This window comes from uncultured Dysosmobacter sp. (assembly GCF_947631165.1).
Lineage (GTDB): Bacteria > Bacillota > Clostridia > Oscillospirales > Oscillospiraceae > Oscillibacter.
Map to the genome: position 1 here is coordinate 1 of NZ_CANRKH010000031.1, position 12,435 is coordinate 12,435.

The 12,435-nt window shown below is 53.3% G+C and carries 20 protein-coding genes and 3 tRNA genes; 14 read left to right on the plus strand and 9 right to left on the minus strand.

Going from position 1 to position 12,435, the window contains the following annotated elements; translation table 11 throughout:
• Positions 1–93: 93 nt before the first annotated feature.
• Genes Q0Z69_RS12845 through Q0Z69_RS12865 form a run of 5 tightly spaced genes read right to left on the minus strand, consistent with a single transcriptional unit; the run spans position 94 to position 1,837 of the window.
• On the minus strand, positions 94–348 hold the full coding sequence (locus Q0Z69_RS12845; protein ID WP_298034271.1) for a hypothetical protein: 255 nt from the start codon (positions 346–348) through the stop codon (positions 94–96).
• On the minus strand, positions 335–661 hold the full coding sequence (locus Q0Z69_RS12850; protein WP_298034274.1) for a hypothetical protein: 327 nt from the start codon (positions 659–661) through the stop codon (positions 335–337). Before Q0Z69_RS12850 ends, Q0Z69_RS12845 begins: the two co-directional genes overlap by 14 nt.
• Position 662: 1 nt before the next feature.
• Positions 663–1,058, minus strand: a complete 396-nt coding sequence (locus tag Q0Z69_RS12855; RefSeq protein WP_298034277.1) for a hypothetical protein — start codon at positions 1,056–1,058, stop codon at positions 663–665.
• Positions 1,051–1,536 carry a hypothetical protein gene (locus Q0Z69_RS12860; RefSeq protein ID WP_298034280.1) on the minus strand — a complete coding sequence of 162 codons (486 nt, stop codon included), beginning with the start codon at positions 1,534–1,536 and terminating at the stop codon, positions 1,051–1,053. Before Q0Z69_RS12860 ends, Q0Z69_RS12855 begins: the two co-directional genes overlap by 8 nt.
• A 10-nt stretch (positions 1,537–1,546) precedes the next feature.
• Entirely contained in the window at positions 1,547–1,837 is a 291-nt protein-coding gene (locus tag Q0Z69_RS12865) for a helix-turn-helix domain-containing protein (RefSeq protein WP_298034282.1), read from the minus strand.
• 163 nt (positions 1,838–2,000) lie between these two features.
• Between Q0Z69_RS12865 and Q0Z69_RS12870 the strand changes: the two genes are divergently transcribed.
• The 3 genes from Q0Z69_RS12870 to Q0Z69_RS12880 all read left to right on the plus strand — a co-directional run bounded on the left by Q0Z69_RS12870 (position 2,001) and on the right by Q0Z69_RS12880 (position 2,327).
• Positions 2,001–2,077, plus strand: a tRNA-Met gene (locus Q0Z69_RS12870).
• 38 nt (positions 2,078–2,115) lie between these two features.
• Positions 2,116–2,190: transfer RNA gene (locus Q0Z69_RS12875), tRNA-Glu, on the plus strand.
• Positions 2,191–2,250: 60 nt separating this feature from the next.
• A tRNA-Val gene (locus Q0Z69_RS12880) sits at positions 2,251–2,327 on the plus strand.
• A 70-nt stretch (positions 2,328–2,397) separates the two neighbouring features.
• On the opposite strand, the gene Q0Z69_RS12885 is transcribed toward Q0Z69_RS12880, so the two are convergent.
• The 3 genes from Q0Z69_RS12885 to Q0Z69_RS12895 form a co-directional block, all read right to left on the minus strand.
• Positions 2,398–3,510: a tyrosine-type recombinase/integrase gene (locus tag Q0Z69_RS12885; RefSeq protein WP_298034287.1), complete on the minus strand. Its 1,113-nt coding sequence runs from the start codon at positions 3,508–3,510 to the stop codon at positions 2,398–2,400.
• 188 nt (positions 3,511–3,698) lie between these two features.
• The gene (locus Q0Z69_RS12890) at positions 3,699–4,448 is read right to left on the minus strand and encodes a hypothetical protein (protein ID WP_298034289.1); all 750 of its coding nucleotides are present in this window, start codon (positions 4,446–4,448) and stop codon (positions 3,699–3,701) included.
• Between the two features lie 39 nt (positions 4,449–4,487).
• Positions 4,488–5,024: a helix-turn-helix domain-containing protein gene (locus Q0Z69_RS12895; protein ID WP_298034292.1), complete on the minus strand. Its 537-nt coding sequence runs from the start codon at positions 5,022–5,024 to the stop codon at positions 4,488–4,490.
• A 147-nt stretch (positions 5,025–5,171) separates the two neighbouring features.
• Between Q0Z69_RS12895 and Q0Z69_RS12900 the strand changes: the two genes are divergently transcribed.
• Positions 5,172–5,372, plus strand: coding sequence for a helix-turn-helix domain-containing protein (locus Q0Z69_RS12900; RefSeq protein WP_298034294.1), 201 nt, complete (start codon positions 5,172–5,174; stop codon positions 5,370–5,372).
• 210 nt (positions 5,373–5,582) lie between these two features.
• On the opposite strand, the gene Q0Z69_RS12905 is transcribed toward Q0Z69_RS12900, so the two are convergent.
• A complete protein-coding gene (locus Q0Z69_RS12905; RefSeq protein WP_298034297.1) occupies positions 5,583–5,747 on the minus strand; it encodes a hypothetical protein in 165 nt (54 codons plus the stop codon).
• A 91-nt stretch (positions 5,748–5,838) separates the two neighbouring features.
• On the opposite strand from Q0Z69_RS12905, the gene Q0Z69_RS12910 reads away from it, so the two are divergent.
• The 10 genes from Q0Z69_RS12910 (at position 5,839) to Q0Z69_RS12955 (ending at position 12,434) form a co-directional block, all read left to right on the plus strand.
• Positions 5,839–6,072 (plus strand): hypothetical protein, encoded by a 234-nt coding sequence (locus Q0Z69_RS12910; protein WP_298034299.1) that lies wholly within the window; start codon positions 5,839–5,841, stop codon positions 6,070–6,072.
• Complete coding sequence (locus tag Q0Z69_RS12915; RefSeq protein WP_298034302.1) at positions 6,069–6,797, plus strand: 3D domain-containing protein; 729 nt, start codon at positions 6,069–6,071, stop codon at positions 6,795–6,797. Before Q0Z69_RS12910 ends, Q0Z69_RS12915 begins: the two co-directional genes overlap by 4 nt.
• Positions 6,790–7,053, plus strand: a complete 264-nt coding sequence (locus Q0Z69_RS12920) for a hypothetical protein (RefSeq protein ID WP_298034305.1) — start codon at positions 6,790–6,792, stop codon at positions 7,051–7,053. The genes Q0Z69_RS12915 and Q0Z69_RS12920 overlap by 8 nt, the downstream gene beginning before the upstream one ends.
• Positions 7,050–7,775: an ECF-type sigma factor gene (locus Q0Z69_RS12925; protein ID WP_298034307.1), complete on the plus strand. Its 726-nt coding sequence runs from the start codon at positions 7,050–7,052 to the stop codon at positions 7,773–7,775. The genes Q0Z69_RS12920 and Q0Z69_RS12925 overlap by 4 nt, the downstream gene beginning before the upstream one ends.
• Before the next feature lie 283 nt (positions 7,776–8,058).
• Positions 8,059–8,418, plus strand: a complete 360-nt coding sequence (locus tag Q0Z69_RS12930) for a hypothetical protein (RefSeq protein ID WP_298034310.1) — start codon at positions 8,059–8,061, stop codon at positions 8,416–8,418.
• A gap of 14 nt (positions 8,419–8,432) precedes the next feature.
• A complete protein-coding gene (locus Q0Z69_RS12935) occupies positions 8,433–9,164 on the plus strand; it encodes a hypothetical protein (RefSeq protein WP_298034313.1) in 732 nt (243 codons plus the stop codon).
• 102 nt (positions 9,165–9,266) lie between these two features.
• Positions 9,267–10,697 carry an AAA family ATPase gene (locus tag Q0Z69_RS12940; RefSeq protein WP_298034315.1) on the plus strand — a complete coding sequence of 477 codons (1,431 nt, stop codon included), beginning with the start codon at positions 9,267–9,269 and terminating at the stop codon, positions 10,695–10,697.
• Complete coding sequence (locus Q0Z69_RS12945; RefSeq protein WP_298034318.1) at positions 10,694–10,921, plus strand: hypothetical protein; 228 nt, start codon at positions 10,694–10,696, stop codon at positions 10,919–10,921. Before Q0Z69_RS12940 ends, Q0Z69_RS12945 begins: the two co-directional genes overlap by 4 nt.
• A complete protein-coding gene (locus Q0Z69_RS12950; protein ID WP_298034320.1) occupies positions 10,918–11,595 on the plus strand; it encodes a hypothetical protein in 678 nt (225 codons plus the stop codon). Before Q0Z69_RS12945 ends, Q0Z69_RS12950 begins: the two co-directional genes overlap by 4 nt.
• Positions 11,596–11,600: 5 nt before the next feature.
• A complete protein-coding gene (locus tag Q0Z69_RS12955) occupies positions 11,601–12,434 on the plus strand; it encodes a PD-(D/E)XK nuclease-like domain-containing protein (RefSeq protein ID WP_298034323.1) in 834 nt (277 codons plus the stop codon).
• The last annotated feature ends 1 nt before the right edge of the window (position 12,435 follow it).

A 12,435-nucleotide genomic window follows, 5' to 3' on the forward strand; every position in this document is an offset into this window, starting at 1 on the left:
GTCCCGCGTTGCCGTTCCCATATTTTCCTCCTATTCTGCCGGGACTTCATTTCCCCAGGCGTCCCAGCCGTCTGCCCCCTGGTGGGCTAATTTTTACATTTTCCGGCGCACCGGGCCGCGCAGGGCCGGGCAGGTCCTCCGGTGCGGCACAAAGGCCACGGCCAGGTCCCGCCGCTCTTCCTCCGGCGCCGCCTGGCGCCCGGTCACGGTGGCACCCATATCGTCCAGGAACTCCTCCGGGCCGCCGTCCTCGATCACGCAGACGGGATCCGGGTCAACCGGGACGGGCTTGCCCTCCAGGTTGGTGATCCAGTCGATTTCCGCGCCGCAGAATTTACACCGCCGCACAGGCCGCCCTCCTCTCCGCCGCCGTGGTGAAGTCCTCCACCATGTCCCGCTCCCGCAGGTCCGCCAGATCCAGGGTGTGGACCACGCGGGACACCTCCGGGCCGTCATAGTCCTTTTTGGTGATAGCCAGCAGGGGGCGCCCGGCGCACACGGCCAGGAACGCCTCACACCACAGGCCGCCGCCATACCAGCGCAGCCAGTAGTCCGTGGACCTGTACGCCTTTACAAAGGCGGTTTTGGTCAGCGGCGGCAGGTCCTCATAGGTGGCCACCAGATTGTAAAGCCGCTTTTTCGTCGCTTTCAGCCGCAGCATTTCAGTCCCCCCTATACCACGCCATGATCCGCTTGGCGTACTTTTTCCGGGTCCGCTTTTTCTTGGTGCGGTGGTAGCGCCAGGCCAGCGGGCGGTTGTATTCCTCCGCCCACCGGACGGCCTCCCGCAGCTGGATTTCCTCCCACACCTCCACAATGTGGCGGAAAAACGCCTGTATGGCCCCTCTGGCCGCCTCCGCTTGCCTGGTGATCTCCTCCATGGCAGCCGCCGCCGCTTTGTAGGAAACGGACCATTGCAACGTCACCGGGCCGCCCTCCTGGCTCTTGGCCTCCTCCGTCGCGGTGTCCACTTCCTGCAGTTGTAGCCCCTCCACACGGGCCACCGGCTGGCCGTCCGCGTAGACCACCAGATCGAACGCTCTTTTTTCCTCACCCATGGGGCAGGCCCTCCCCGTGATACCAGCCCAGCAGGATATTGTGGCCAATATCCCCCAGGCCCTTGTGGATGGCCTCCAGTTCCAGCAGGTCCATATAGGTCAGCCCCTTGGCCTCCAGCCGGTCCCTGAACTTTTTGGCCCTGGCCGTGATTGCCTTTACCGCCGCCTGTTCCTTGGCCGTGTCCTGGGCCGCCTGGGTGGCCAGCACGTCCTCCACGGTGATTTCCCCGGCGGCGATCTGCTGGCAGAACTCCATGGCGCCCTCCAGGGTGAACTGCTGATAACCCCCGGTGCTGACATAGGTGCGGGCGCAGTCGCTGTTGCTCCCGCCGTACCCGGTCCTAAATCCCACGGTATAGGCCGGTTCCCCGGCGGCCTCCAGGCTCTCATGGTGGAAAATATAGAACTTGATCCCGTTCTGGCGCCCGGTCAGGTCCCCGTTTTCACGTCTGAACTTGATTTCTCTGCGCTTTGCCATGGCGTCCTCCTTAACTGTTGGCGGCTCTCTTGATCCCCGCCCGTCTGCCGGCGGCGGGCTGCCCGGTTTTCTTTCCCCGCGCCTCCAGCGATTTTTGGACCCGCCGCTGGGCCAGTTCCGCGCTATACCGCAGGCGCTGGTCCGGCAGGCGGCTCCCGTCCTGGCCCCTGGCCAGTTCCTTGTAGACCACATGGACGGACACGCCGGTGTCCGCTGCGATCTCTTTGGGCACCTTTCCGGCCTCCCACAGCTTTTCAATCTCCAGCCGGTCCTTCATGGTCCTGAAAGCATAATCGGCCACGTCCTCACCCCCAAACAGTAAAAAAATTAGGTTACACTGTCCATGTCGGACTGTGTAACCTAAATATAAAGGCTGCTTTTTTTGAGTTTTTTGTTTATAGGGGTTGACAAATCCCGCCTGTTTCTGGTATAGTAATTCCTGCCTGTTGAGGAGATACACTTATGGCGGCATAGCTCAGTTGGCTAGAGCATGCGGTTCATACCCGCAGTGTCCCCGGTTCAAATCCAGGTGCCGCTACCAATTCCATAAAGCGCCGCAGGGCGCTTTATGGACCCTTCGGCCCGTTGGTCAAGTGGTTAAGACACGGCCCTTTCACGGCTGTAACATGGGTTCGAATCCCGTACGGGTCACCATCCCATAAGACGTCGTGGTCTGCGGCGTCTTGTGGGTCCTCAAAAAGTTGATATCCATATGGAGGCTTAGCTCAGCTGGTTAGAGCGCCTGCTTCACACGCAGGAGGTCACTGGTTCGAGTCCAGTAGTCTCCACCACGTCAAAGCCCTGGGGCCGTAAGGCTCCAGGGCTTTTCTAATTTTTCGGTACCCACAAAAGTACCCACTTTTATTTTTTCCTGCTAATGATGGCCTTCAGTGCCTCCCCCGTGTAGTTGGCCGCTTTCTCCATATCCCCGGCCATGGTGTGGCTATAGGTTCCCTCTGTATCCATGTCCTTGCTGTGGCCAATGACCATCTTCTTCAGGCCTTCAGGCATTTCCTTGTTGATGGAAACATACGTGTGCCGGAGTTCGTATAAGGTAGTCTCCGGAATCCCGTTCACCTGGCAGTACCGTTTCCAGGCTCGAATGAAGTTCTTATTAACCAGCGGCCCACCATCCGGTCCAGGAAACAGATAAGGTGAGATCATTCCAACTTCCTTGAGCATGGCCCGCTGCGCTTTAACCTCCTCCACACCCTGCGGCGGGAGTTGGAAAGTGCGACGCGCATTGTCGTTCTTTCCCTGTGTCATCTCTTTTCGGACATTGATGGAGCGGCGCACAGTGACCTTGTTGCCTTTGATATCGTTCTTATCCTCTAGGCCAGTTAGCTCCCCAGGGCGTAGCCCGGTTATGACGGCGAAACGGTATGCGTGGATGTACCAGTCCTTAATGGGCTTTCCACGCCAGGCAGTCATATCTGTACGAAAGAGCGTAATTATTCCTTCTGGCGGAACAATTCTCTTCTCTGGCCGCTTAGCGCCTGCTGGGATCGTCAAGGACTCTGGATACAGTCTGGTTTTTCCATGCTTCCTGCACCACTTAATGAAATTCAGCATACAGCCTCGAACATCCCGCAGTGTCTTATCCGCCAGATGCCGCTCCGAGTAGATCACATCTATGACGTCCTGTAAGTCACCCTCGGTCAAAGCATTGATGCGCTTCATGCCAATGACTGGCCGGATATATAGTCGAATGAAACCACAGTACTGGGTGGCATGGCCTGTGGACTTCGTCGCCTTTAGATACGCCTCGTACTGATCCAGGAGCTTGTCTACCCGGATCCGCTCCGCTGTGGTCGAGTCTACCAGCCAGCGGTCAGCTTGGCGCTCCGCATCAGCCTTTCCCTTCTTTCCCGCTATTGTACTCGTGAAGGTCTTGCGGGTACCATTCTGCTGGACTTTAATCTGCCATCGTTGCCGGCTCTCGACCCAGCTGGCTTCGTTCTTTCTCTCAGACATAAAAATACTCCTTTCATCCTTGCCACCACGCCTTTTTCGTGATAGTATAAAAGGGCATGGTGGTGCCTTGGTAGATCCTGTGGTGGATACCTCCTTTGGCTCCTTTCGTTTCTTCTTTCGTGATGGTTAGGGGATTCGCTGTGCATTGCCGTCCTGGTGCTGGTAACACCGGGGCGGCTTCTTTCATGTTAGGAGATTGGTATTTCAGAAAACTGAAAATCGTCTACAGTATAAGTCACTGTGTATTCGTCAACGATTGGGAAGAATAACAACTTTTCGGAATCTGTATACGGTCTTATATTTTTGAAGTCTACAGACTCATTTAATATTTCAGCCCCTTGTCCATCCACCACAACAAAGGTAATTTTTCCACTGTAATACTGCGGTGTAAGGTTATGGATGGCAACTGTGATTTCTTTATCGTCCCCCAGAACGTCGCCAAGATCTTCAGTTGTTAACCGCAAATAGTTTTTTACATTGCCGCTTGTGATTTCGGGGGTGGTAGGGAAACCATCAGTGAATTCAAAAGAGATAACCTCATAATCTGCCACGTATTCAGAGGAACCTTTTGCCAGAAATGGTTCCGATACCCAGTCACTGGGAGCAGACCCAAGGTTATTTATGAATACAGTTGTTTCACCCAATAAATCCCCCTCAGCATCAAAAATCCTTCCACAGATTTCTGCAGTCAAATACTTGCCTGTGTTATGGAACACATCCAAAGAAAACCGATGCCATTGGTTGAGATTACTTTGAAGATCTTTAATCTCAACATGGATGCTTTCAACACTTTCTGCAGCGGAATTGTTCATTGTGGCGGGAGTACTTGGCGCTGGTGATGCAGATTCATTCTCCATGGATTGAGATTCAGTTCCACAGGCAGTAAAAGAAGAGAGCAATAAAAGCATAAGAAGCAGAGATATGAATTTAGTTCTCATTTTGATTCCTCCTACCATTTTTTTGAAAGTCCACAACAATCACACGATTTCCTCGCCGAATGATCCATCTTGCTTATAGGGCTTCAACGCAGTATCCACAATTTCGCGGATTGGTGAATCTGCGCGAAGGTATGCCTGAACCAGGAGATTGATATTCTCTAATTCAGTAAAGCTCATCTTGTCGACTGTACTGATGATGTCCAACAATTCTGGAGCACACCGACGATCCAGTGCTTTGTAATATAGAATGGCAGTCTTGTTGCCCTGAAGAATTAGATCTGCGGCGCTGTACTTCGCACCGAAAAGCCGGCTCATTTCCTCTTTCACAGTTGTGCGGCCAGACTGATTTTCTTTTATGGTCTCATTGAGCAGTTGGGTCTCCCACCCCATTAGGTAGGCAGGGGTCACTCCAAGAACTTCAGCTAATTTTTCTAATCTATCAGTTGGGATATTGGTCACAATATTATTTTCATATTTGAAAATAGTTTGCTTTGTTGTTCCGCACAGAGTACCAAGTTCTTCTTGTGTAAGGTTTTTAGCTTCCCTAGCGGTTTTAATCCGACTGCCCTTATCCATACCACTATGCTCCTATCAAAAGTAGTAACTTTATTATATTACTGTTTTTGGCTAAGTCAAGTAAAAAATAACTTGACAAGCGACTTTCTTGGTGCTACTATCTATGTAACTCAACAAGTTACTTCAATGAGAGAAAGGAGGCTTACTATGGTCGCAACGGAAAAACTGCGTGGAATCATTGCAGAGCAGGGGTTTTCTCAAAGGCAAGTCGCAAAAAAACTTGGTATGACTGAAAAAACCTTTTACTCTAAAATGAAAAAGGGCGTTTTTGGAACTGATGAAGTAGATCAGATGATTGGTATTCTTAAAATTGATAATCCGGCAGAAATTTTTTTCGCTAAAAAGTAACTTACAAAGTTACTGCACAGGGAGGGTGAACAAGGTGCAAAAATTCACAAAAGAAGATTTTCTATCAACTACTAAGCCATATGAGTATCTCCACAGCATAAAAAAGGACCCCTTACAGCATGAGCAAGCCCTTGAGGCTGTTCAAGAGAATGCTCATGTTGTGGGGATCAAAAACTTCAAAAAATTGTATAGAGCGTTTCTTATGGGCAATTAGATTTCTGAAAGTTTGCCGAGAGAGTAGATAAATTTTCCGTCTGTCATGTCGTAATGGGTCACTACACCCAGTACAACCCAGCCTTTATCAATGTATTCTTTTGCGTTCTCAGCACCAATTACTTCAACCACATCAACAATTTTCTCGTCTTTGAACAGCATCAAATCACCCCCCTTCCCTGCCAGTTTACCACTGGCCGCAAGGGAGGACAATCCCCTAACCATCACATATCACACCGAAAGGAGCTTTCCTATGAGACGCCGAAAAATCGTATACATCTACCTCGACGGCCGCCTGCGTCAGCTGGGTATGAATCAATCCGATCTGGGCTATGCCCTCAAACTAAGCCACACAGCTATCAACAATCGGATGATTGGCAAAACTCCCTGGACCATATCCGAGATGTACCGCGTGCTCGAGATCTGCCGAGCACAGCCAGAAGAACTGCACATCTATTTTCCGCCGCGAGGAGGTGCCGCCGCATGAGTGAGAAGCAGGCCAAGCGCATCCGTCAGCTGGAGGCCGATCATATTGACCTACGGAAGCGGATGGATGACCTTGATCGCCGGGTCGATGCCTGGGATGCCGCTGTGACCGCCGTACATACACAGGATCTGTTGGACACTGCTGCCCGGCGAAATGCCGAGCGCCGCCTGGTCAGGCATGTCCAGCACACCGCCGATACCTGGCGCCGCACGGCCTATGCCGCGCTGATTGCCGCTATCGCTATTGAGATCCTGGCCATCCTGGCAGTTCATGCCCAGGGCGTTGAAATAGGCTCGCCGGCAGGCGCAACGGCCCACCAGACAGATCAGGCTCTGCCGGGTGATGATGTGCCCGCTACTATAGTGTGCTGCATCCCGGCGGATGAGATCCCCACAGTCCATACTCTGCAGGACGTCACCGTTACCCACTATGACTGCTGCGTTGAGTGCTGCGGCAAAACTGACGGAATCACCGCCAGCGGCGCCCCGGCGGTTCCCTACTACACAGTGGCCGTTGATCCCCAGGTAATCCCCCTGGGGAGTGATGTCCTGGTAGACTACGGCGATGGTGTTCTGCATACCTACCATGCCTCTGATACTGGCAGCGGTGTGAAAGGCGCCCATATAGACCTGTGTGTCAGCAGTCACGAGGAAGCCCGTCAGTTGGGGCGGCGGACCGCCACTGTTTGGTGGGTAGCTCAGAAGGGAGTGTCTGGCAATGGCTGATCTGAAACGTGGCGACGCGCATCTGGAAATCGTCAACACCGCCATCGACGGAACGATCCGCATCGAGGGCAAGCGCATTGATATTATCTTTTCCTGGATGCAGTTGTCTGCAGCAGTTGCAGCGGAAGTTCATGTGCCGCTTCCCGCGCTTTTGGCACAATGTGCCACAATGGGAAAGGCCTTTGAAGATCTGAACCGCCGCACGGAGAACTGTCGGATCGACCTCTCCAATCTCACGAAAGAGAATGCCCCATGACCGTGCGGATGCATGCATTGCAGCCCCTCACCAGTGTTGAACAGGCAATGGCAGAGAAATACTTCTATCTGGTAGACGAGTTTTTGCGCCGAAACCGCCTGGATCCAAGTGATTACTACGATGTAGTGATTTTTGGCTATCTGAAAGCGGTTCAGAGAGAATGCCGCCGGAATTGGCCAAAAGGGGATAAAAATTTCCTGGGACTGGCGAATATCTGCATGAAATGTGCTGTTTTTCAGGAATGGCGACGCTTAGGAACGCACAAGCGAAATGCGGATCGGTTGAGTATGAGCTTTGACAGTATCCCAGTTCATACGGATGAGGGGGAGTTCTCACTGTATGAAGTCGTAGCTGATACGAGCATGGACACTGAGGGGCAGGTAATAGGAGAGGACCTAATAAACCGCATGCTTGCAGAAGCGACACCGCGGGAACGCGAGGCAATCGATTATTACCGTCTTGGCTTTGAAGCTCGTGAAATTGCTGCATTTATGAGCATATCTGTAAACACTGCTGCTAGAACGCTTTCCAATTTTCGTGCCAAGGCTCGTGCAGTTATGGAAGGCCGGGAAGTCATACGGTGTCCCCAATGGGCAAGGGATAAAGAGAAAATTCAAGCCCGGAACAGAGCCTACTACGCTGCCCACAGGGAGGAAATTTGCGCAAAAAAAGCACAGGCATATCGTGCGGCTCATTCGGAAGAAAGCAGGACCAGGGAATGATCACAGTTGGTTGCGTGGCGGATCCAAGAAGTGCGCTGCGAAAACCTATTACTCCTGTCTTCTGCCGGGCATCCGCACTCTCTTTGTGCCGATCCCGCCTATTTTTGATAGCAATTGTACCACTTATCCGGCCCCCTGCCGGGTGCCTTCCCCAGGCGCTCGACACCTCCGCCGCAAGAGGCCGGTGCCGCCGCTACCTTCCCGGGGGGTAGCGGGGTGTCCGGCAGAGGGCCGGAGCTCTCAAATTACTCTAAAACCACTCTCAGGAAAGGAGGAAAGCATTATGGATCCCAATGCTCAAAAGTCGATCCTTCAGATGGCCCGCGGCGCCATTATGGAGCGTGCTGACTACGAGATGACCCACCTGATGGAGAACATCCTGGATCCCAATACCGCCGCCACTGCCAAGCGCAAACTGACTATCACGTTGGAATTGAAGCCAGATGACACCCGGCAGAACATCTCTGTCAGCGTTACCGCCAAGTCCACCCTGGCCGCGACCAATCCGGTCACTACCACACTGTATGTGGCCGACGAGGATACCGTTGTGGAGATGGTCCCCCAGGTTCCCGGTCAGTTTGGTATTGACGGTACCGAGCAGGAAGCACCCCCGTCACTGAAGCTCATCAAATGTGCCATGTAAGGAGAGATCTCACTATGCTGAAAGCTTTTATCGAACACATCCAGAATACCACGCAGCCCCTGATTCATCCTATTGGAGGCTCCACCTTCCGTATCACCTCCAATGGAGACGTGAAGGAAATCCTGCCCACCATTTTTCACCCGGATACCCTGCCGCTGAACAGCCTGGACGCCCTGGTCAAAATGGTCAGGACCGAAGCGTCTGAGCAGGACACCCCCCTGTACATCACCATTCCAGATCACATGACCGTCCGTTGTTTTGGCCAACCTGACGCTGACGCCAGATGCTTCCGTCAGGTCTATTACGAGGTCAAAGCCACTGATGTTCCCGGCTGGGATTCCGGTGTGAAATTGGGCTTTGAAGAGATGCAGATTGCGCTGCGTACCCGCTTCCAGGAGACGCCGGATGCACTCTACGCTATGAAATTGCTGTCAGATATCACCAGCGGCGGCAAGATCACGCTCAATGACAACGGCATTGCTACCAGCGTTGTGACCCAGAAGGGTGTTGCCCTTCAGTCCAACGAAGCGATTCGCCCCATTGTCAAACTGAAGCCCTACAGAACTTTCCAGGAAGTGGAGCAGCCGGAATCCGCTTTCCTGATCCGCGTCAGTGAGCGCGGTATCAGTTTTACTGAGGCTGACGGTGGTATGTGGAAGCTGACTGCACGGGAAACCATCAAAAAGTTTCTTGAAAGTCGGCTGGAGCAGGAAGTTGCCGAAGGCTCGGTCATCGTCGCTCTGTAAGCAGAAAAAGCCCCTGGCAGGTCTCGCACACCTGCCAGGGGCATGACCGGCACAAAACCAATCATTTCACCCCCATGTTATGGGAGAAAGAGAGTTTTGTCAATGAAAACCTCAAAAATCGTTATCAAAAACCTTTACGGCATCAAGGAAACCACACTGAACGGCAAGTCCGTGGAGATCTCCGGCCCCAAGGGAGCCGGGAAGACGTCAGTCCTGGATGCTATTCGTTTCGCCCTGACCAACCGCTCTGAACGGGACTTCATCGTCCATCAGGGCACCGATGAGGGCGAGATCATCATTGAAACCACTTCCGGTCTAACCATTGACCGAAAAATTGGAGCAGCCAAGCCCAGCAGTGTCAAGGTCCGGGATGGCTCTATGCTGCAGACCCGGCCTGCAGAGTTTCTTTCCAAGATTTTTACGCCCCTGCAGCTAAATCCTGTGGAGTTTTGCCAGCTCAGCCGCCAAGAGAAAAACCGGGTCATCCTGTCCCTTGTTGAGTTCGACTGGGACATGAACTGGATCCGGGAGCAGTTCGGAGAGATCCCCCAAGGCGTGGATTACTCCAAGCACATTTTAGAGGTGCTGAATGACATCCAGGCAGAGAATGGCGTTTACTTCCAGAGCCGGCAGAACATCAACCGCGACATCCGCAATAAGCAGGCATTCATCAGTGATATTGCCCGGGATATTCCCACTGGCTATGACTATGACCGCTGGAATACCTTCCCAATCAGTGAAAAATATCGAAAACTGGAGCACCTGCGCGAGCAGAACGGCATCATTGAACGGGCCAAGGCATTCCAGGCCAGCTATGATGCCAAGCTGCGAGGCCTTGCAGGTACCCGTGACACAGAGCTGGCGGCTATTGACCGTGATATTTCTCAGGAGCGGGAGCGCCTGTCTGGCACCATTGAGCGTCTGAAAGCAGAGATTTGCTCCGCTGAGGAAAAGTTGGCGGGGCTGGAACAGAGGAAGATGGAACGGGCAGATGTGGTGCGGGCCAATTATGAGGCCGCTGTGGCCAAGCTGGGAAAAGATGTTGGCATTGCACAGCAGTATGCCGACAAAGAACCTGCGGATATCTCCACCCTGGCAGCTGAAGTCGATACCGCAGAAGCCATGCGGAAACATCTGAATGAGTACCAGCGCATGATTTCCATGCAGGCGGAGGTGCAGGATCTGACTGGGCAGTCTGCGGAGCTGACCCGCAAAATCGAACTGGCCCGGGAGCTTCCCTCGCTGATCCTGGCGGAGGCAAAGATTCCTGTGGAGGGGCTGACTGTAGAGAACGGCGTGCCGCTGATCAATGGGCTTCCGATCTCCAACCTATCTGATGGAGAATTGCTGGAGCTGTGCGTTGACATTACTGTCAGCAAACCTGGTCAGCTCCAAATCATCCTGATTGACGGTGCCGAAAGGCTGGACAAGGAGAGCCGTGAGCGCCTGTATGCCAAATGTAAGGCCAAGGGCCTCCAGCTGATTGCTACCCGTGTGACTGATTCTGAGGAACTGGAGGTAACCGAATTATGACGCCTGCTGAGAGAATGGCGGCCGAGCGGAATCGCATTGAAAAGAATGGTGATATTTATATCACTCCCTGCCGTATGGCCAGGCTGATGGACGCAGCAAGCAAAATTATGAACACTATGGTCAAGGCGGACACCAATATCTGCTATGAGGAATGCAATATCATTCTGGCCCTGGTAGCCGCCGGAATCGGCTGCCTGACAGACGAGGAGGAAGATTTCACATGATGACCAAAGACAATCTCAAACAGTTAACCGGCGACGAGCGCCTGGGCCAAATGCGGGAATCCGAGTACCTGGGCGCCGAGGACATCGATGACGATGTGGAACCTATTCTTACCATCGCTGCTCTTTGGAATGGCATGGTGACCCTCCAGCGCGGCAAGGAAAACAAGGATGTCTTATCCTTTGCGGAAGAAAGGGTCCCAGGCATCAAGCAAGTGCGGCCCCTTATCATCAATTCTACCAATCGAAAGACCCTGCGGAAGCTGTATGGCGACGCTAAGGCATCCACACTGGTCGGTAAGCAGATTCAACTTTACATTGACCATAAAGTGCGGGATCCCCAGGATGGCGGTTATACGGATGGTATCCGTATCCGCGCCTTCAAACCGCGTCCAATTAAGCAAGATCCCATTCCAATTAAGCAAGATCCCATTCCGATTTGTACTGACTGTGGTCAGGAGATCACCCCTGCCATGGGCAGGGATGCCCGCTGGCTGGCTGGCTACACTGCCAGGAATTACGGCGTGCCCCTGTGCGCCGTCTGTGCCCAGAATCGGAAGAATGCCGCCCGGGCCGCTGCCGAAGCGCAGCAGGAAGTTGAAAACGCTGCCGAAGCGCAGCAGGACAGCACAGGCGAGATTCCGCCCACGGACCCTGAGACCGGGGAGGTACTGTAATGGATATGTCTAAGTTACCAGCTGTGACGCCAGAAAACTACTATGATCCAGATATCAACATGGTATATATGGGTTCCTCGCAATTTAAGGCTTTCCAGAAGTGTGAAGCAGCGGCCCTGGCAGAGCTGCGCGGCGAGTATGTCCCTGCCAGCTCAACGGCTCTGCTGGTGGGCGGCTACATTGACGCCTATTTCAGCGGCGAGCTTCCACTGTATCAGGCCAAACACCCAGAGATTTTCAAACGAGATGGCCAACTGAAGGCAGAATACCTGCACGCCCAGGACGTCATCAGCCGTCTGGAAGCGGACGAACTGTACTCCATGCTGATGTCCGGTGCCAAGCAGGTTATTCGAACCGGTACCATCGCCGGTGTACCCTTCAAGATCAAAATTGACAGTCTGCTGGATGGGCCAACCTGTGAGAGGATCGTCCAGAGATTTCCCCATGCAGGTGCAGCTCTGGGAATGTGTGACGGCGCAATTGTAGACCAAAAGGCCATGCGAGACATGGAGGCCGTCTGGTCAGCTGAGGATCGCTGCCGCGTCCCCTTCGTGGAAGCATGGGGCTATGACATCCAGGGTGCCATCTACCAGGCCATTGAGGGACATATGCTGCCTTTTGTCCTGGCAGTTGGAACCAAGGAAAATTCCCCTGATTTGGCGGCTTTGTACATCCCTGATGAAGATCTCGCCGCAAAGCTGGCAGAGGTGGAGGATTATGCTCCGCGGTATCAGTCCATCAAGGAGGGGTACATCCCGCCGGTCCGCTGTGAGCACTGCGACTACTGTAAAGCCACCAAGCGGCTGACCAGCATTCTCGATTATCGGGAGATTACCTGAA

Bases quoted from the DNA above. Each gene is read 5' to 3' on its own strand.
- Q0Z69_RS12850 (WP_298034274.1), bottom strand. From the start codon at position 661: ATGCTGCGGCTGAAAGCGACGAAAAAGCGGCTTTACAATCTGGTGGCC.
- Q0Z69_RS12855 (WP_298034277.1), bottom strand. From the start codon at position 1,058: ATGGGTGAGGAAAAAAGAGCGTTCGATCTGGTGGTCTACGCGGACGGC.
- Q0Z69_RS12860 (WP_298034280.1), bottom strand. From the start codon at position 1,536: ATGGCAAAGCGCAGAGAAATCAAGTTCAGACGTGAAAACGGGGACCTG.
- Q0Z69_RS12885 (WP_298034287.1), bottom strand. From the start codon at position 3,510: ATGTCTGAGAGAAAGAACGAAGCCAGCTGGGTCGAGAGCCGGCAACGA.
- Q0Z69_RS12890 (WP_298034289.1), bottom strand. From the start codon at position 4,448: ATGAGAACTAAATTCATATCTCTGCTTCTTATGCTTTTATTGCTCTCT.
- Q0Z69_RS12895 (WP_298034292.1), bottom strand. From the start codon at position 5,024: ATGGATAAGGGCAGTCGGATTAAAACCGCTAGGGAAGCTAAAAACCTT.
- Q0Z69_RS12900 (WP_298034294.1), top strand. From the start codon at position 5,172: ATGGTCGCAACGGAAAAACTGCGTGGAATCATTGCAGAGCAGGGGTTT.
- Q0Z69_RS12905 (WP_298034297.1), bottom strand. From the start codon at position 5,747: ATGCTGTTCAAAGACGAGAAAATTGTTGATGTGGTTGAAGTAATTGGT.
- Q0Z69_RS12910 (WP_298034299.1), top strand. From the start codon at position 5,839: ATGAGACGCCGAAAAATCGTATACATCTACCTCGACGGCCGCCTGCGT.
- Q0Z69_RS12915 (WP_298034302.1), top strand. From the start codon at position 6,069: ATGAGTGAGAAGCAGGCCAAGCGCATCCGTCAGCTGGAGGCCGATCAT.
- Q0Z69_RS12920 (WP_298034305.1), top strand. From the start codon at position 6,790: ATGGCTGATCTGAAACGTGGCGACGCGCATCTGGAAATCGTCAACACC.
- Q0Z69_RS12925 (WP_298034307.1), top strand. From the start codon at position 7,050: ATGACCGTGCGGATGCATGCATTGCAGCCCCTCACCAGTGTTGAACAG.
- Q0Z69_RS12930 (WP_298034310.1), top strand. From the start codon at position 8,059: ATGGATCCCAATGCTCAAAAGTCGATCCTTCAGATGGCCCGCGGCGCC.
- Q0Z69_RS12935 (WP_298034313.1), top strand. From the start codon at position 8,433: ATGCTGAAAGCTTTTATCGAACACATCCAGAATACCACGCAGCCCCTG.
- Q0Z69_RS12940 (WP_298034315.1), top strand. From the start codon at position 9,267: ATGAAAACCTCAAAAATCGTTATCAAAAACCTTTACGGCATCAAGGAA.
- Q0Z69_RS12945 (WP_298034318.1), top strand. From the start codon at position 10,694: ATGACGCCTGCTGAGAGAATGGCGGCCGAGCGGAATCGCATTGAAAAG.
- Q0Z69_RS12950 (WP_298034320.1), top strand. From the start codon at position 10,918: ATGATGACCAAAGACAATCTCAAACAGTTAACCGGCGACGAGCGCCTG.
- Q0Z69_RS12955 (WP_298034323.1), top strand. From the start codon at position 11,601: ATGTCTAAGTTACCAGCTGTGACGCCAGAAAACTACTATGATCCAGAT.